16 protein-coding genes are annotated in these 17,596 nt (G+C 50.3%); 9 read left to right on the forward strand and 7 right to left on the reverse strand.

Annotated features, from left to right (window positions below; all coding sequences use genetic code 11):
• The first annotated feature begins 31 nt into the window (after nucleotides 1-31).
• The 3 genes from B8987_RS11400 (at nucleotide 32) to B8987_RS11410 (ending at nucleotide 2,410) form a co-directional block, all read left to right on the forward strand.
• Nucleotides 32-772, forward strand: coding sequence for a sulfite exporter TauE/SafE family protein (locus B8987_RS11400; protein ID WP_028963541.1), 741 nt, complete (start codon nucleotides 32-34; stop codon nucleotides 770-772).
• Between the two features lie 131 nt (nucleotides 773-903).
• A complete protein-coding gene (locus B8987_RS11405) occupies nucleotides 904-1,800 on the forward strand; it encodes a DMT family transporter (protein WP_020373978.1) in 897 nt (298 codons plus the stop codon).
• 58 nt (nucleotides 1,801-1,858) lie between these two features.
• Nucleotides 1,859-2,410 (forward strand): methylated-DNA--[protein]-cysteine S-methyltransferase, encoded by a 552-nt coding sequence (locus B8987_RS11410; RefSeq protein ID WP_242940667.1) that lies wholly within the window; start codon nucleotides 1,859-1,861, stop codon nucleotides 2,408-2,410.
• A 68-nt stretch (nucleotides 2,411-2,478) separates the two neighbouring features.
• Here the strand turns inward: B8987_RS11410 and leuD are convergent, their stop codons facing one another.
• The 4 genes from leuD to B8987_RS11425 all read right to left on the reverse strand — a co-directional run bounded on the left by leuD (nucleotide 2,479) and on the right by B8987_RS11425 (nucleotide 6,143).
• Nucleotides 2,479-3,069, reverse strand: a complete 591-nt coding sequence (gene leuD, locus B8987_RS11415) for a 3-isopropylmalate dehydratase small subunit (RefSeq protein WP_020373976.1) — start codon at nucleotides 3,067-3,069, stop codon at nucleotides 2,479-2,481.
• Nucleotides 3,070-3,119: 50 nt separating this feature from the next.
• Nucleotides 3,120-4,526 (reverse strand): 3-isopropylmalate dehydratase large subunit, encoded by a 1,407-nt coding sequence (gene leuC, locus B8987_RS11420; RefSeq protein WP_020373975.1) that lies wholly within the window; start codon nucleotides 4,524-4,526, stop codon nucleotides 3,120-3,122.
• A gap of 278 nt (nucleotides 4,527-4,804) precedes the next feature.
• Nucleotides 4,805-4,945 carry a hypothetical protein gene (locus B8987_RS19660; RefSeq protein WP_020373974.1) on the reverse strand — a complete coding sequence of 47 codons (141 nt, stop codon included), beginning with the start codon at nucleotides 4,943-4,945 and terminating at the stop codon, nucleotides 4,805-4,807.
• 103 nt (nucleotides 4,946-5,048) lie between these two features.
• The gene (locus tag B8987_RS11425; protein WP_084661598.1) at nucleotides 5,049-6,143 is read right to left on the reverse strand and encodes a DUF763 domain-containing protein; all 1,095 of its coding nucleotides are present in this window, start codon (nucleotides 6,141-6,143) and stop codon (nucleotides 5,049-5,051) included.
• A gap of 224 nt (nucleotides 6,144-6,367) precedes the next feature.
• Here B8987_RS11425 and B8987_RS11430 point away from each other — a divergent pair, with 224 nt between their 5' ends.
• Nucleotides 6,368-7,057 (forward strand): DNA-3-methyladenine glycosylase, encoded by a 690-nt coding sequence (locus tag B8987_RS11430; protein WP_084661599.1) that lies wholly within the window; start codon nucleotides 6,368-6,370, stop codon nucleotides 7,055-7,057.
• On the opposite strand, the gene serA is transcribed toward B8987_RS11430, so the two are convergent.
• The 3 genes from serA to B8987_RS11445 all read right to left on the reverse strand — a co-directional run bounded on the left by serA (nucleotide 7,039) and on the right by B8987_RS11445 (nucleotide 11,658).
• Nucleotides 7,039-8,598 (reverse strand): phosphoglycerate dehydrogenase, encoded by a 1,560-nt coding sequence (gene serA / locus B8987_RS11435; protein ID WP_020373971.1) that lies wholly within the window; start codon nucleotides 8,596-8,598, stop codon nucleotides 7,039-7,041. The genes B8987_RS11430 and serA overlap by 19 nt on opposite strands.
• The gene (locus B8987_RS11440) at nucleotides 8,598-9,749 is read right to left on the reverse strand and encodes a pyridoxal-phosphate-dependent aminotransferase family protein (protein ID WP_020373970.1); all 1,152 of its coding nucleotides are present in this window, start codon (nucleotides 9,747-9,749) and stop codon (nucleotides 8,598-8,600) included. The genes serA and B8987_RS11440 overlap by 1 nt, the downstream gene beginning before the upstream one ends.
• A 607-nt stretch (nucleotides 9,750-10,356) precedes the next feature.
• On the reverse strand, nucleotides 10,357-11,658 hold the full coding sequence (locus B8987_RS11445) for a transposase (RefSeq protein WP_084660898.1): 1,302 nt from the start codon (nucleotides 11,656-11,658) through the stop codon (nucleotides 10,357-10,359).
• A 407-nt stretch (nucleotides 11,659-12,065) separates the two neighbouring features.
• Between B8987_RS11445 and B8987_RS11455 the strand changes: the two genes are divergently transcribed.
• The 5 genes from B8987_RS11455 (at nucleotide 12,066) to B8987_RS11475 (ending at nucleotide 17,589) form a co-directional block, all read left to right on the forward strand.
• Nucleotides 12,066-12,593, forward strand: coding sequence for a sulfocyanin-like copper-binding protein (locus tag B8987_RS11455; RefSeq protein ID WP_020373969.1), 528 nt, complete (start codon nucleotides 12,066-12,068; stop codon nucleotides 12,591-12,593).
• Nucleotides 12,594-12,679: 86 nt separating this feature from the next.
• The gene (locus B8987_RS11460) at nucleotides 12,680-14,725 is read left to right on the forward strand and encodes a molybdopterin-containing oxidoreductase family protein (protein WP_242940668.1); all 2,046 of its coding nucleotides are present in this window, start codon (nucleotides 12,680-12,682) and stop codon (nucleotides 14,723-14,725) included.
• The gene (gene ftcD, locus B8987_RS11465) at nucleotides 14,716-15,618 is read left to right on the forward strand and encodes a glutamate formimidoyltransferase (RefSeq protein WP_020373967.1); all 903 of its coding nucleotides are present in this window, start codon (nucleotides 14,716-14,718) and stop codon (nucleotides 15,616-15,618) included. The genes B8987_RS11460 and ftcD overlap by 10 nt, the downstream gene beginning before the upstream one ends.
• Before the next feature lie 80 nt (nucleotides 15,619-15,698).
• Nucleotides 15,699-16,070: a holo-ACP synthase gene (gene acpS, locus B8987_RS11470; protein ID WP_020373966.1), complete on the forward strand. Its 372-nt coding sequence runs from the start codon at nucleotides 15,699-15,701 to the stop codon at nucleotides 16,068-16,070.
• 4 nt (nucleotides 16,071-16,074) lie between these two features.
• Nucleotides 16,075-17,589, forward strand: a complete 1,515-nt coding sequence (locus B8987_RS11475) for an NAD(P)H-hydrate dehydratase (protein ID WP_242940707.1) — start codon at nucleotides 16,075-16,077, stop codon at nucleotides 17,587-17,589.
• Nucleotides 17,590-17,596 lie beyond the last annotated feature (7 nt).

Below are 17,596 nucleotides of genomic sequence, written 5' to 3' on the forward strand. Positions count from 1 at the left end.
GAATTATCGATTCCAGGCGAGGAGGCCTTGTATGCATCTTGGATATTTATCCATTGATTCATATTTGATAGCATTCCTCATCGTATTGGCCGCCTTTGCCATTCGGGGAATGCTAGGATTTGGATCGGGATTAATTTCCGTATCACTTTTAATATTTTTCTTGCCGATTAAAGAGGTCGTGCCTATTGTCTTTTTGTTGGATGGTGTCGCGTCCTTAGCGTTAGGTTCGTATGATTTTAAAGAGATTCGTTGGCAGGAAATGCCCTGGTTATGGATTTTTACGATTTTCGGATTGATTGTCGGAGCCTGGATCTTAAAAACCTTGCCGGCTCAGAGTGTGACCGTATTACTGGGAGTTTTCATTCTTCTCTATGTCATTTATGCGATAGTGACGAAACCCGAGCGTTTGCCCCAAGTCTCCCGGGTTTGGGGTGCCCCATTAGGGTTTTTAGGGGGCGTTATCGGGAGCTTATATGGAGGTGGTGGTCCCTCTATTGTGGCATATTTTCAGATGCGGCATCTGGATAAACGGGCGTTCCGTGCCTCGTTTCAATTTATCGCTATCACGGACAGTATTGTCCGTGGCAGCCTGTACTTCCTCCTCGGATTGTTAGGTGCCAAAACGGTGATAACGTCGGCTTGGTTGGTGCCTGCGGTGGCCATTGGATTGATTGGCGGGAACTTTCTCCATTTTCGAATTGACGCTAGACGGTTTCAATACCTTGTACTTTTGGTTCTGGCATTTGCCGGCATTAAATTAGTTATTCCCTAATCCTAATAGCCTAGATAGCGCCACATCCGAAGAGGACAGGGCGCTATCTAAATGACATCTCACAATGTACAATAGATTTAAAAAGAATATCTATAAAACTTAGACATTTGTGACGTCATATGAGGCAAAGGGTGTCATTAGCCATTCGGGTCAGTATTCTCGATCTTCTCTCATTATTGACAATGAATTTGATTTGGGCAGGTACCTATCCGGCGACAGCGGTGGCGCTTATTTCCATTTCCGCATCCTTGCTCACGTTAATCCGTTTGGGAACCGGTAGCCTAGTGATGTTGCCATTTTTATGGCGAAACGTCCGGATATGGTCCGGGCGAACCATTCTGCGCACCGCCTTTTTAGGAGTCATCGGGTTCTCTCTGCCTCTGGTCTTGCAAACACAAGGATTAAAAGCGTCGACCCCAGCAATGGCTGCGATCTCGATTGCCTTAGAACCCTTAATGACAGCCGTCATGGCTAGTGTGCTGCTCAAGGAGCATCTGTCCCATGCCCGCAAGTGGGCCCTGGCTATTGCCGCGTTTGGGGCTTGGGCCGTGGCCGGGTTTCCCCGGCCAGGGGTCAAAGGCTATATTACGGGAGACATCTTGTTAGTATTAGCGATTTTATGTTTTGCGGTCTATAATGTTTACTCTTCTTCATTAAGTCGGCATTTGAGTCCTGGGCAAGCGACTGCCGGAACATTTCTCGGCGGTTTTCTGGGGACGATTCCTATTTGGTTAATAACGGGAGCGAAGTGGCCAGCGACGTGGCATCCGGCGAGTATTATGGCTACCGTTTATCTTGCCTTATTAGGAACGGCTTTAGCGTATTTCTTATGGATGCATACCGCTTCCCGTATTCCTGTGGCGTTAATGGCCCTATTTCTCTATCTACAACCGGTTTTAGGCGTCGTTCTATCGATGCTCCTGACACCGACTCATCTTAGTGGATCGTTTGTGATAGGATCCTTAGCAATCTTGGGAGCCTTATACATCGGCCGTGATAAAGCTCCAATGCCGTCCGCTTCGGCTTAAGGGCAATGCCGGTTAAAAACAAGTCGCAAAGACAATTGAGTAATGGGAGGAAACGCTTTTGCCTTTAGAAATTGCTCCTCATCATGAATCTCCTGATATGGTGTATTGGGATGTGCTTCAAGTCCGGTCCTGGACATTATACGTTGCGGCGACCCCCTTCGGTTTATGCCGGGTTACCCTTCCGGGAGAAAGCCTTGATGACGATGTGAAGTGGCGCATGCGTTTTATGCCAAGTGCCCAGTGGCGGCATGATCCGGGGGCGCTTGAGACATTTACGCAACAGTTGAGCGAATATTTCACCGGCACACGCCAAGATTTTTTTGGAACCTTGGACTTATACGGGACACCATTTCAACGGGCGGTATGGCAAGCGCTGTTAACCATCCCTTACGGTGAGACCAGGTCCTATCAAGATGTTGCCCAAATGATTCACGATCCCAAAGCGGTAAGAGCTGTAGGCGGAGCCAACCATGCCAACCGCATTCCTATTATCATTCCTTGTCACAGGGTGATCGGCAAGCAGGGTGATTTAGTCGGGTATGGGGGCGGTCTTGAGGTAAAGCAGGAATTGCTGAAATTGGAACAACAAACACGGAGAATCTTTTGTTAGGTTGTCGGTCTGGCTGGGGGAGACTTATAGGAAAAATCGACTCGCAAGACGCGAGTCGATTAGAACGGCTAGCCGTGTTGGGATTCATATAAGGTGATGCGGTCCTCATACTGCAAGGTGCGAGCAATATCATCCAAGCCGTGTACCAGGGTTTCTTGCAAGTAGGGATCTAACTCAAATGATGCGATGAGTTGACCATCATCGGCCTTGACTTGAAGATTTTCTACGTCCACCGTCAGATATAGGGGAGTTGATCCTTCTGCCAAAGACATGAGGTGGCGCACGGTGAGTTCCGGTAAGATTAATGGCAGCATCCCATTCTTAAAACAGTTGTTATAAAAAATATCCGCAAATGATGGCGCAATAATAACCCGAAATCCATAGTCAGCCAATGCCCAGGGGGCATGTTCGCGGGAAGACCCACATCCAAAATTTTGCCCAGCAATCAGAATACTGGCTCCCGCGTAGCGGGGTTCATTCAGGATAAAATCAGGACGGGGACGGCCTTGGGCATCATAACGCCAGTCAAAAAAGAGAAACTCGCCGAAACCGGACCGTTCTACCCGTTTCAAAAATTGTTTGGGGATAATTTGGTCCGTATCAATATTGGCGCGATTTAAGGGTACAGCCAGTCCACGGTGTTGTTGCAGTGGGGTCATCCGATTATCCTCCTTCGCCTCATTATCATCGTTTCCGACATTTGCCTGCATTAATCCAATAAATTTCTGACATCGACGAAATGGCCGTATAAAGCGGCTGCCGCAGCCATTTGTGGACTGACCAAATGAGTTCGGCCGCCTTTTCCTTGCCGGCCTTCAAAGTTCCGATTGGATGTCGAGGCACAACGCTCGCCAGGTTCGAGAATATCGGGATTCATGCCCAAACACATACTACAACCCGGTTCACGCCATTCGAATCCTGCGTCAATAAAGATCTGGTGAAGGCCCATCGCCTCCGCCTGGCGCTTGACGAGTCCGGAGCCAGGAACAACCATGGCGCGTACACGGGGATGGACTTTCTTCCCTTTAACGATGTCTGCGGCCTTTTGCAGATCTTCTAAGCGACCATTAGTACAGGAACCAATAAATACCCTGTCAACAGGAATCTCGGTCAAGGGCGTGCCGGGTTTAAGCCCCATATATTCAAGGGCATACCGTGCGGATTCGCGCATACTGTCATCGGCAAAAGAGTCCGGATCGGGGACATTCTCATCAATCCGGGCAACCATGCCAGGACTTGTGCCCCACGTTACCATCGGAATTAACGTTTCCAGGTCGATGACGACTTCGCGGTCAAAGCTCGCTCCGGGATCTGTAGCATACTGGAGCCATCGGTCTTTGATTTGTTCGAAAGCGTCACCTTGAGGAACATGAGGCCGTCCCCGCAAATAATTGATGGTCGTTTCATCCGGCGAGACCATACCAGCCCGGGCACCGGCTTCAATAGACATGTTACATAACGTCATTCGTTCATCCATCGTCAACGCGTGCACCGCATCGCCCATATATTCAATGACATAGCCGGTAGCCCCTGAGGTGCCGATTTGTCCAATTAAGGCCAAAATCATGTCTTTGGGTGTCACACCAGGTGGCCGTTTACCGGTAAAATACACGGCCATTGTTTTGGGCTTTGACTGTACTAGGCACTGCGTGGCCAAGACATGTTCGACTTCGCTTGTGCCAATCCCGAAGGCCAAGGCACCAAAAGCGCCGTGTGTGGATGTATGGCTATCGCCACAAACAATGGTCATGCCAGGCTGGGTTAAACCTTGTTCCGGACCAATAATGTGCACAATTCCCTGTTCAGGATGGTGCAAATTAAAGAGAGGAATGTGATACTGCCGACAATTTTCCTCTAAAAGATCCATTTGGCGTTTGGCAATGGGATCGGTAATAGGGAGACTGCGGTCAGTTGTGGGCACATTATGATCCATGACGGCAAACGTGCGATCGGGTCGTCGTACGGTCCGGTTATGCAGCCGCAATCCTTCAAAGGCTTGTGGCGAAGTCACTTCATGAATCAAATGTAAGTCGATATACAGCAAGGCGGGTTGTCCCGGTTCTTGCATGACCACATGATCGTTCCAAATTTTTTCAAAAAGAGTTAAAGGGGGCATGGGACGTCACCTTCTTAAATTAGTGAGATCAATGAAAGGAACACCAAGAAAGAATTGCATAGGTGTTCAGAAAAATATACACTGATTTAAAGAGATTGCCAAGATAAACAAGACAAATCCCCTTGTCGTAGCGAGTATGTTTTCCCGTAGCTTATTCTTCCAAAGAGAATGACTCACAAAAAACGATGGAATTTGCTTGGCAACCGAATTCTAAACAAATACGTAGATGGTAGGCTAGGACTGTGAGAGCGGCAGGGAAGGAATGGACCAGAGGCTTCTTACTCGTCCTGGTCCATTTTCGTAATGCGCACAAACCATTTACCCAAAAAGGTAAACAAAACTGTCGTGACAATAATGGCGCCAATAATGGTCGCGACTGTGGGATGGTAACTTAAAACTTGCGGTAATTTTGGCCACATTGTTAAATCCCTCTCGTTCGCGTTGTCATGAAAATTAGGCAAAATCTTGTTGATAACATTACTCAGTGTAATACCATTATGCGGACGCGTAAAGAGTATGGCTTTAGCTTTGGGTGGGATTATCCCAGTGAGCTAAACGGCGCAAGCTGGCTAATTTTGTACGGTCATCAATCCGGGCTTTGTTCAAAGCCTCTTCTAAAATTTGCAAGGAATGATTGTAATCACGGCGATTTACTGGGTAGGGAATCCCGTCTTTTCCCCCATGCGCAAAACTGTAACGGACGGGATCATGGTAAGTGATAGGGGATCCAAAAATTATTTCGGCGACCATGGCCAAGGCCCGCAGTGTCTTTGCACCCACCCCAGGAGTCATGACCAAATCTTGATAGCTGTGGAGATCACGCTGGTAAAGCGCATCCAGGGCTTTATTGAGATATTGGGCCTGAGGAATATCATGATGGCTTGGCATAATCAATTCTTTTTCGCCGTGATTCATGCGCAAAGAGCGTAAGGCCAGTAGCACTTCCTCAGGTTGGCGTGCCAATTGCAAAGAAGCGTGTTGGATGGGGACATTGTCTTTTTCAGTTAAATTTAAAACATGGGGGACCTTTCGGCCCACAATGCCGTGATGAGGTTCTACCGTAAAGCTCTTCACGGTGTCACTCAACCAGTGATAACGGCGGGCGGTTTGTGATTGGTCGTTCATACCTTGTTGAATGACCGTCCACTGCCCATCAGCAGTGAATATCATGACATGGTGATAGAGTTGATAGCCGTCCTGGACTAAAGCATTATCCACTTTAGCGACCAAACGGCTCGTATCCTTTAAGTGTCCAATGTCTTGGGGAAGAGCAGCCCGTTCGCCGATGGCATCAATTTCCCGCGGGGTCTGACGGGCCGTATTGCCTTTGCCCCCGACAATAAACAGTCCTAATTCGCGCTGCTTCTGAGACAACCCTTCTTTCAAAGCACCAAGTCCTACGGTAGTGAGCCCTGATGAATGCCAATCAAACCCGATAACCGCTCCAAAAGCTTGAAACCATACCGGATCAGCAAAGCGGCGCAAAACTTCTTTAGTGCCGAATTCCACAATAATGGCCTCAACAATCGCGGCACTTAATTGGGTCATTTTTTGAAACAGCCATGGCGGACAGTGGCCTCCATGGAGGGGCGCGGTGGCCGTCCCCACTTTGGGCATGATGATCACCACCCTCAAGAATAATTAATTATATCAAGTTTTGTGGGGGTTCTTGGGATGAAAGGACTTTTAAAAGACAACACGTGCTCTTATGAGCCACGAACTATGGCATGAAACCCCGGTGATATTGCCTGAAGAATTCAGGGCATGAGAAGATACACAAGATGGGAATAGGAGAGGGCACCTTTTGGGATTTTTAGAGATCCAAAGGGTGTCATAAAGAAATGATGAGAAGGGAGGATATTATTACCACGATCACGTCAACGAGATATCCTTGGAATGGACAAGTTGATCAGGAATTTTTCGACCTCCCCACACACGAATTAGCTAAGCGACTTTTGGGAATGATCTGTGTCCATGAGACGCCCTTAGGGCGTACGGCAGGCCGTATTATCGAAGTTGAAATGTATAAAGGTCCGTGGGATAAAGCGGCTCACAGTTATGGAGGCAAAATGACGGAAAGGACCCGTGTCATGTATGGTCCTCCGGGACATGCTTATGTCTACTTTATTTATGGTATGCACTATTGCCTTAACGTCGTTAGTGGACCAGTGGGTTATCCTGAAGCCATATTAATTCGGGCGTTGGAACCAGTAGAGGGACTTGATATAATGGCCAAACGCCGGCAGATTCGACACTTGGGTTCTATGCGCCAAGTCTGTCAATTGACCAATGGCCCTGGAAAATTGGCGCAGGCTCTTGGCATTACCCGTGAGCATTATGGTTTGCCTTTGTATAACTCGCCGCTTACTCTTTATCATGATCAAGACCCGCTGCCTTCGTCACAGATTGCAGCGGGTCCGAGGATCAATGTTAGTTATGCACAAGAAGCGGCGGATTTTCCTTGGCGTTTTTGGATTGTCGACCATCCGTGCCTATCGGTCAAAACGCCTGCTCAAAAGACAAAGACTTGACGAATTTCCGGAATTTGTTTGAGATCCCGTACTAATTCTTCCGGGGCTGTTTGATCTAAGGACAAGATCATCAGGGCCTGGTGAGCTTTTTCATCCCGGCCCAAATGTAAATTGCCAATATTGATATTGTATTGTCCCACTAACGTTCCCACTTTACCCACAACACCCGGTGCGTCGTTGTGTACAGTCATTAGTGCATTTTTGGGCCACGGCAAATCCATGGCAATCCCATTGATGCGGCGTAGACGGGGAACGTGATTGTCGAGGACCACCTCCGTAGTGGTTTCTGAATGACCTTCTAAACGGAGGCTTAAAGCCGGGGCTTGATTGGGCCCCGCTTCTTCGACCAGAAGCTTTAAGCCCTGCTCTTCAGCTTTAATCAGAGCGTTGACAGCATTGACACGACCATCTAATTGCTCGCTTAAGACAGCGGCAATGACGGTTTGTTTGAGCCAAGGAATAGCGTTTTTGGCTATTGGCCCCTTTAAGGTCAAAACCAAGGGAACAGTGAGCGTTTTGTTCATTTGAGCAAAAATGCGACCGACAACCCGAGCCCCCTCATCCAAGATGCCAAATTCGTCCGGTGTGAGAGGAGGAACAGGCACATTGACGATATTGGGAGGGGTTTGCCCTTGTAAGGCGGCAATAACTCCTTTGGCGGTCATGACGGCCACCCCAGTCATGGCTTCTTGGGTGCTTCCCCCCAAATGGGGAGTGAGAACCGCTCGGGGATGGCGGAATAAGGGGAAATCTTTTGGTGGCGGTTCTTGACTAAAGACATCTAGGCCAACCCCTAAAAGATGTCCCATATCCAACAATTCCGCGAGGGCTGCTTCATCAATCATGCCCCCACGAGCGACATTCACAACGATAGCGCCTTTGGGTAAGCGTGAAAGCAGGTCCATCCCGATTTGCGGTCCCGATTTCGGCGTGTGTAACGTTAAAATGTCTGACACTGGCATGAGTTCTTCGAGGGAATCAATGCGGGTGACATTATGTGCTTGGAAAATTTCGTCACTGACGAAAGGATCATACGCATAGACCGTCATCCGAAAACCGTGAGCAATGCGAGCCGCTTCGCGTCCTACTTTTCCGAAGCCGATAATTCCAAGACGGCGGTCATGGAGTTCTCCTCCCAAAAACTTTTTACGGTTCCAGCCGCCCTCGCGCACATGAGCATCCCCCAAATGGATATTGCGAAGAATGGTGAGCATGTGCCCAAAAGCTTGTTCAGCGGCGGCAATCGCATTTGCCCCCGGAGCGTTAACGACGGCGATACCAAATTCCGTACAAGCTTTCAAATCGACATTGTCGACACCAGAACCGGCCCGGGCAACGACTTTTAAGCGGGGACGGTTCATCAGCACTTCCCGCGGCAGCCGGTGTGCACTGCGGATGATGACGGCATCATAATCCCCAAGAATTTCGGGCAATTGTTCTTTGGGAAGAAGATCGTAGGCATCGACATCTGCGACTTCGCGTAACATGTCTATACCTTCTTGACCAAGGGTTTCTGTAATCAAAATGCGTGGGCGAGTCATTATGCGTGTGCCTCCTCTTCAACATTTATGGCGTTATGCCACGTCACCCAAGCTGCTTGAATGCCGTCAAAGCCGCCGGGTAACAAGTGGGCCAAAGTGGCTAGACCTTCAAACAGTTGTTCGGGTAATACTGCACCAACATGACCAATGCGAATGTAATCGTGATGCCACGGTCCCATGGCACCGGCGATTTGCAGTCCCAGCTTAGCGGCTTGATTGCGGAAATCTACGGGAGTGATGCCTTTGGGAGCCGCTAATGCTGTGACGGTCGGAGACGCGATGGCTTCTTCAACAGGCGGTGTCATGCCAGCAGCCTGGCCAAAAGCACGGGCCATACGACTTAAGAGTTGGTGACGCGCTAACCGTGGCAGTTCGCCTTCGGCTTCGAGAAGATTTAAGGCTTCTTCTAAACCATTCCATAGCGAGACTGCTGGGGTATAGGGAAATTGGCCATTGAGATAAGGTTGTAAGTCAAAAAACAGGCGGCCGGGGCGATCTTTTAAAACCTCCTGTTTGGCGCGGGCGGACAAAGCGAGAATGCCCAATCCGGGCGGGCACATGAATCCTTTTTGTGACGCGGCAACAATGACATCAACGTGATCGGCCTGTATCTTTAAGGGAATAGAAGGAACACCTGAAATACTGTCGACAATGAGTAGGGGGGCATTATTGACTGTGCGAAGTGCTTGGGCCAGTTCTGGTACGGGATTTAATACCCCCGTGGACGTTTCATTGTGGGTAACGAGGATGGCTTTGACGTCACGTTCTTCGCTTAAGGTTTCGAGAATATGCTGCGGGTCAAAAGCTTGGCCATAAGGAACGCGAATATGGCGCACGTGGACACCCATTTTTTCGGCGATTTCCATAAACCGTTCGCCAAAAGTGCCGGTGCTCACTCCAATCACTTTATCGCCGGGCAAAAAGAAGTTTTGTACAGCTGCTTCGAGAGCACCTGTTCCGCTGGTGGGGATAACCGCAACGCCACCATCTGGACCGACATCAAACAGTTGCTGTAACTGGGCTAAGACATGCTCTTTCACTTTTGTGAAGACACTGCCCCGGTGATCGGACATCGCCTGTTGCATGGCTAAATTCACACTGGGGGGAACGGGAGTGGGTCCGGGTAATAATATCTGTGGCGGGTATAACATCAATTATTCCTCCTTGAGATTTTAGGTCTTAGGTTTTTTTGGTTTGTTGCTGTTGACATTTGAGGACTTCAGAAATAACACAACGTAAAAATTGACGTCTTGTTCGTGCGAGAATCACGATGCTTGTCTTGCATGATCAATGCAATAACCACATTACCAACGATGTGACGCAAAACAAAAAACGCCCCTAAATCGTTAGGGACGGTAGTCACCGCGGTGCCACCCTATTTGACAGATCAACGATCTGCCCTCTCTTTGGCTATAACGCAGCACTGCGATCAACTCATCGCTGATATCCTCCTGGGCGGAATCGGGCTCGGGCAGCTCATCGGGTTCCATCCTACCGACTTTCTAGAGAACCACCCGGCTCTTCCCATTCATTGGCTGTTTGTGAAATTATAAACATAGTCTGGCGTGCGTGTAAAGACTTTTTATCAGAGTTTTTTCCGCTGTAGCCGATTTCAGTCAATCTGCGGCGACTCCACAGCCGTTTGTCACGCAGATCCCAGAGGGTGAATGGGCCTCAATTATGGCGGAACAGGATGAATCGACGCCGAAGCAGCGGCCCGACGGGCCGTTCCGGGATTTCGATGAATGGGGGTGGGGTTCACGACCCCACGAGGCGGCGCATCCGCTCCGGTTGCCGTTGCCGTATCCGCCCGAGCGCCATCGCCAACATCACGATGAGGGCCAACCCGCAGCGGAGTTGCATTTTCTTTAGCCCCCGAATGGTATGGAGTTCCAACCCGAACGACACATCCAACCGACTGTTCACCCGTTCCACCGCCGTGCGATGGGCATACTCGCGCTTCCATTGATAACTGGCCCGGTCCATGGGCGTAAAAATCCGCCGATCGGTCTGTAAGGGAATGCGCAGGCCCTGGACGACGGGGCAGGTGTCTTGACCCCGGCAGGACACGCCCGCAAAGCGGGCGGGGCACCGCTTTTTGAGACGTTGGCGCCTGACTTCGAATCCGCCGTTACTCATGGTGTGAACCTGACCCGTGACCGGATCCTGACAAAAGACGTCGCCACGATAATTGTAGGTCACCGTCGAATGGCCCGGTAGCACTCGCGTGGCATCCGGGTCCCGCCACATATTCCGGATATCGATCACCGGCTTAATCTGGTAGCTATCCCAGCAGGCGGCGATCAATTTGGTATCATCATAGCCCCGGTCGGCCGTTAAAAGGACGGCACGGGACAGCAGCACCCCGTGGCGATGGTGCAGATGATCCAACATGGGCATCGCCCGGGTCACATCGGACACCGACGCTTTCGTCACCTCCCACGCCACCGGCAATTCGTACGTCGAATCCACCACCAGGTGCAGCTTATACCCGAACCACTTGACCACTTTGGTCCAGGTAGTCCCGTCCTCATGCACACCGCGGTATTCCTTCCGTCCAAAATCGGCATCGACGTCCCGGCGCCCATCGGCGGTGGGGTTTTTGGCGGGCCGCACGGCCCGCGACGAGATACCCTTGCTGTCCATGGCCAAGCGCTGACCGAAATTCGGGAGCACGGCGGCGAGGTCATCCACCAGCTGCTCAAACATCCCGTCCACGGTATCCTGTTCGGCCATCAGACGATGCAGAAATCGGGTGTAGGCCGACGCGGGCGGGACGGCCGCGTTGCGGAACCCGCACAGCATGCGCAGTTGCGCATTGCGGGCCAGTTCTCGGCGAAGGCTCTCGATGCTGGGGTGTTGGAAAACCACCCCGGCCAACACCGAATTCCACATCGCCCGGACCGGGTACGCATTCCGCCCATGCCCACGGGCGGCTTCCAGGTGGGCCATGAGGGTTTCATCCGGGACCGTCTCGAGGACGAGCACGAGGCGTTCGAGGTCGCCTAATTCTTCGAGATCTTGCCACGAAAAGAGAGAAAGTTGTGGTATGATAGCCATACGGGAGAGCTCCTTTCGGAAAATTGTGGTTGGTACTTCAATTTTACCAGAGCTCGGCCCGTTTTTCTTAGGGTTTTGCGGGTTTCGGGGATCGCGGCACGGTGTGCCGCGGGTGGGGTCAAATCGGCCGCCGGCGGCCGACCGGGAACCGAAAAGCCGCATTCCTCCGTCCATGAATGGGGGAAATTCTTTATGAGCCTCTGCGAATCCCGCGCCCCTCTACGGTTTCAAGACAGCGCAAATGCCTCTATCAAGAAAATTTTGCCCAGCATGTTTGCACCAGATGGCTTGTCCTCGTGATGTACAATGGAAAGAAACGTTGGCGCGTCATGGACAGGGGATAAGAAAGCCTGCGCCCCGGTCGTCGACCACGTGAAAACACTATTGAGATAAAGAGGACAGTTGCGATGAAGTTAGGGTATGTCTTGTCATTAGGCGTCTTAAGTTTGAGTTTGTCAGGTTGTGGATTGTTTGCCGGACCGCCTCCTGAAACGGTTCCCTCGATGGTAGTTCCTTCACCGTCCCATGCAAAAAGTCAATGGATGACGGTTAATTCGGCGGACCACTCGCTCAGTTTAACCGTTATCGCTGGTTATCAGAGTCATGGATTTAATTTGAATGGTACCCAAAATGGTGCGATGTGGATTACTGTGCCTGTGCATTGGCATGTTACTGTTCATTTTACCAACGATTCCGGATTGTCCAACTCGTTAGCCGTTGTTCCGGGACCGACCAGTAATCACGTCGTGTTTCCGGGGGCTTCGACAAAGGATTTAACGAATGGCATTTCCCAGGGCCAAAGCCGAGTTTTCTCCTTTACGCCCACGCGCACAGGCCATTTTCGACTAGCAAGCTTAGTACCCGGACATGAAGATTCAGGTATGTGGGCACATTTTGTGGTGACTGACGGGGGCAAGCCTTCCTTGCGCTTCTAAGGGTTGTGTAATGCGAGTCGTTGATGGCCTTTAAAGTTACTGTACGTACAACACGAAGAGAACCTCACGAAGGAAAGGACGGGCTGATGATGACTGGTGCCCGAAAGGTGCATGGAGTCTGTCCTCATGACTGTTATGATACATGCGGACTAGAAATCACTGCGCAAGACAACCAGGTGATTCGCATTCGGGGCGAGCAAAATCATCCCATTACCCAAGGTTTTGCCTGTTTGAAGATTAACCGTTATCAGGAACGGCTCAATCATCCCGACCGGGTTTTGTATCCCTTGCGGCGAACAGGACCCAAAGGTTCAGGAAAGTTTACGCGCTGCACATGGGATGAAGCCATGACCGAGATTGGCAGGCAATTACAGCATATTCTTCAAAATTACGGGGGAGAAGCGGTTTTACCCTATAGTTTTTCGGGGAATTTGGGAATTTTAAGTGAAGCCTCCATGGACCGGCGATTTTTTCATGCGATCGGGGCCAGCCGACTTGCACGCACTATTTGCACGGCATCAGCGGATGCCGCGTGGAAATGGGTTTATGGTTCCCGCATCGGTCCTGATCCGGAAAGCATTTCCCACGCCCGGTTTATCGTATTATGGGGAACTAATCCGGTGGCGACCAATATTCATCAGATCCCATTGTTGGATAAAGCCGTAGAACAAGGCGCTGATCTGGTCGTAATTGACCCGTTGCAGACCGAAACGGTGGACCGTTATGGTTCTCATATTCGCTTAAATCCTGGAACTGATGCGGTTTTGGCCATGGGCATAGGACGCTATTTGGTGGATGAAAAACTTTATGATGCGGATTTTGTGGCTCACTATAGTGTGGGGCTTGATGCTTACCGTCAATTTGTGGAACCATGGACTTTAGAAAAGACAGCGGCTCTCACAGGTGTTAAAAAACCAGTGATTCAGCAACTGGCATGGAGATTAAAAAATGTGCAGCCCCTATTAATCCGGACGGGATACGGAGTGCAGCGGCATCAATATGGAGCGTTAGCGATATGGGCTATATCCGCGCTATCCATTTTAACCGGATCATACCGTCATCCTGGCGGAGGGCATTTAGTGTCCAATAGCGAGATGTTTCCCATCAATTGGGAGAAGCTGACGCGGCCTGATTTGCTAAGGGGAAATCCCAGGGAAATAAACATGTTGCAATTAGGGAACGCCTTATCTCCTGCATTGAATCCTCCCATAAAAGCGTTGATTGTGTATAATTCCAATCCGGCTGCTACGGCTCCCGACCAATCGGCGGTCTTGCAAGGCCTCATGCGTGACGATTTGTTAACTATTGTGCATGAACAGATGTTAACCGATACTGCTCGGTACGCTGACTGGGTGCTACCGGCTGCTATGTTTCCGGAAATTCTTGACGTGCACACCTCTTATTGGCATCGTTATGTTCAATTGAATCAACCGGCGGTTACGCCAGCTGGTGAGGCGGTATCAAATACGGAATTTTTCCGGCGTTTGGCTCAAGCTGTGGGACTCGGGCGGGAATCATGGGCATTAGATTCGGACGAAACCTTAATCAAGCAAGCCTTGGACACCGACCATCCTTGGCTGCAAGGAATTACTTGGGATTCTTTGCAAAGTAAACCGGTGCAAAAACTTCGCCTGTCCATAGAGGATCGGCCTTTTATTGACTTTGGATGGCCTCAGTCCGGATTGCGACTCGATCCTTTACCACTGATCGGAATGGGATTCAAGGAATTTGTCGGAGCGAATGTCGATGATCGCTACCCTTTGTGGCTCATTACTCCGTCACGAAAAAACACGATAAAGTCAAGTTTTGCCAATATCAAAAGTCTGTTAGTGAAAGAGCCTGTGCCAACAGTCTATATGCATCCACAGGACATGAAGATCTTTAACGTAAACCATGGAGATAAAGTGGAACTGTATAATGACCGGGGTTCATGTCACATGATTGTTCATGCCAGTGAACGGGTTTCGCCAGGTGTTCTTTTGAGTTATGCCGTCCGCTGGAATGCCGATGGGAATGGAAAGAATGTGAATCAACTAACGAGTCAAACGTTGTCAGATTACGGTGGAGGCTCAACATTTTACAATACGCGTGTGAATATGAAATTGTGTCAACAGGAGGAGTCATGCTTATAGAGTCGGTCCCAAATTTTTCTGAAGGACGTCGTTCTGAGGTGATGGCAGCCATCGCCGACGCGGCGCGGATTGATGGGGTAAAGGTTTTAGGCATGGAGGGAGATCCCGATCATAACCGTTCAGTGCTTACGGTGGTTGGAGAACCCCAGGCACTTGTTGAGGCGATCTTTCGTGCGGCTCAAGTGGCCGTAACCCACATTAATTTACACAATCACCACGGAACCCATCCGCGTATGGGCGCAATTGACGTCGTGCCCTTTATTCCCTTGCAAGATGCGACTATGGAAGATGCGGTAGATGCTGCACGAAAATTAGGCCGCCGCTTTGCCCAAGACCTTAATATCCCGGTGTATTTGTATGAACAGGCCGCCACCAAACCCGAGCGAAAGAATTTAGCTGACGTGCGCCGGGGCCAATTTGAAGGGTTATCACACCGTATGGTGAGTGACCCACCTGACTTTGGTCCAGCACATCCGCATCCTACAGCTGGCGCGAGTGCCATCGGAGCTAGACTTCCTCTCATTGCCTTTAACGTGTTTTTAAATACCACGGACATGACTTTGGCGAAGAACGTGGCCCGAGCTGTGCGGGGTTCGAGTGGGGGATTGGTCGGGATTAAAGCGCTCGCGATGAATACGGTCAGTCATGGACAAGTGCAGGTATCATTAAATTTAGTGGACTATCCCAAAACCCCTTTGCCTAGAGCCTTAGAAATGATTCGCCAGGAAGCTATGCGCTATGGCGTCACAGTATCACACACTGAATTGGTTGGATTTATGCCCGCACAAGCCATATTAGATACCGTACGGTATTATTTACAACAACCCGAGTTTCGTCTCGATCAGATATTAGAATGGGCAATAATGGCGGATTCTTCCCTCGAGCAGCCTTAATGTCGCCATTCTCGGAAATTCCCGAGTTCAGCTATAATAAAACGAAGAGTGCACTGATTGAGAGAATGGAGAGCCGGCTCATGATCTATGGCATTGGGGTAGACGCCACGGAAATCGCACGCATTGCTAAGGCGTTAAGAAATCCCCGTTTTCTTCCTCGTTTATTTACCGAAGAAGAAGCCCGCAGCATAGGAAACGGTCCTGAAAGTGTCCGGCGCTGGGCCGCGCGGTTTGCGGCTAAAGAAGCCTTAATCAAAGCATGTGGTGGTATCCGTCAAAGCCGCTGGACCGATATCGAAATCATCCGGCAAGTCCATCAAGAGCCTATGGTACGGGTTAGAGGACCCTTGGGACAATGGATTGAGCAAAATCACTTGAAAATTTGGTTGTCATTCACCCATGAGCAACATTATGCGATTGCCATGGTCGTGTTAGAAAAAGGGAGTGCGTGACGTGATGGAAGACCACGCCGTGTGGACTGTAGAAGAATCCCGCGCGCATGACAAAACGGCTCAAGAAATGGGTGTCAACCTGTTGTCGTTGATGGAAACGGCAGGAGCGCGGGCGGCATATTATTTGTTGCCGGAGCTCAAGGGACCTGGGCTCATTATCGCTGGCAAAGGTCATAATGGCGGCGATGCGCTGGTCATGGCGCGACATGTGGCGCGTTATCGGGATGTGCAACTGCTGTTGCCATTGGGTGTACCCAAATTCCCCGGTGCCGAGGAATTGCTCAAAGTTCTTCAAAATTATGGCGCGAAAATCGTGGCGCAAGATCACATGGAGAGGGCTTGGAATCAGGTCAGCTGGATTGTGGATGGCTTATTTGGCACGGGATTTCACGGGACCGTGGAAGACGGGTTTATTACCCAGTTATGGAAGAGACTGAGTCAGACTGAAAATGTCGTTTATGCGCTCGATATCCTGTCCGGCATTGATGCGAATTCGGGAAGTTATATGCTTGAGCCAGTTTATGCCCACAAAACCCTGACATTTGGGGCGGCCAAATGGGGACATTTTGGCTATCCCGGATCACGTTTTAGTGGACAACTGGTCATATTAGACATCGGATTACCCGATTTAGGGCCATCATCTGGACAATGGATTGATCCCTCATGGGCCAAAGCGCATATACCTCCTCGGGATTTCTATGCCCACAAGTACCGGCGCGGACGCGTAGCGGTGATAGGCGGTTCGGCATCCATGCCCGGGGCTCCTGTGCTAGCGGGATTGGCCGCTTTAAAGACCGGAGCCGGATTGGTCGAACTGTTTGTGCCCAGTGGCATTGTCCACCGTGTGCAAGCACCGACGCCTTTATTGGTGCGTGGAGTTGGTGAAGGCGGCAATTTGGTTTTAAGGGGAGAAGACATTGAAGCGTTGAAACGGGCCGATGTCGTCATCATCGGGCCAGGGTTAGGAACAGGAGTAAGCCCAGCATTACTTGAAACGGTCATAACATTAGGCAAGCCGTTGGTCATTGATGCGGATGCCTTGGCCTTATTAAAAGAGATTGCAGCGGGACCCTTGCCAGAAGGAACGGTCCTCACGCCTCATAGCGGAGAAATGGCCCGATTATTGGGGATAACTTCCGACGCTGTGGATGCTTTTCGTTATCAGAGTGTCAAACAGGCCGTAGACCGATACCGAGTATGCGTGGTTCTTAAAGGGCCCTATTCACTGGTGGCTTCCGAACGCATTTTTGTCAACACTGCCAATACACCAGCTTTGGCGACAGCCGGATCCGGGGACGTCTTAAGTGGTGTTATTGCCGCGTTGTTAGCGGGAAGATATCCCAAAGATGTCACGGAAATGACGGCGTTCGCAACCTATTTGCATGGATGGGCAGGGATTCATGCGGAGCGTGATCAAGGCCCTAGTGTAATCGCCACGGATATTATTGCCGCACTGGGTCAAGCTTGGAATAGTATAGTGTGCGAGGAACATCCTCCCATGTTGCCAGAACATTTTTGAGTGAGGG

This window comes from Sulfobacillus thermosulfidooxidans DSM 9293 (genome assembly GCF_900176145.1).
In the GTDB taxonomy this organism is placed as follows: domain Bacteria; phylum Bacillota; class Sulfobacillia; order Sulfobacillales; family Sulfobacillaceae; genus Sulfobacillus; species Sulfobacillus thermosulfidooxidans.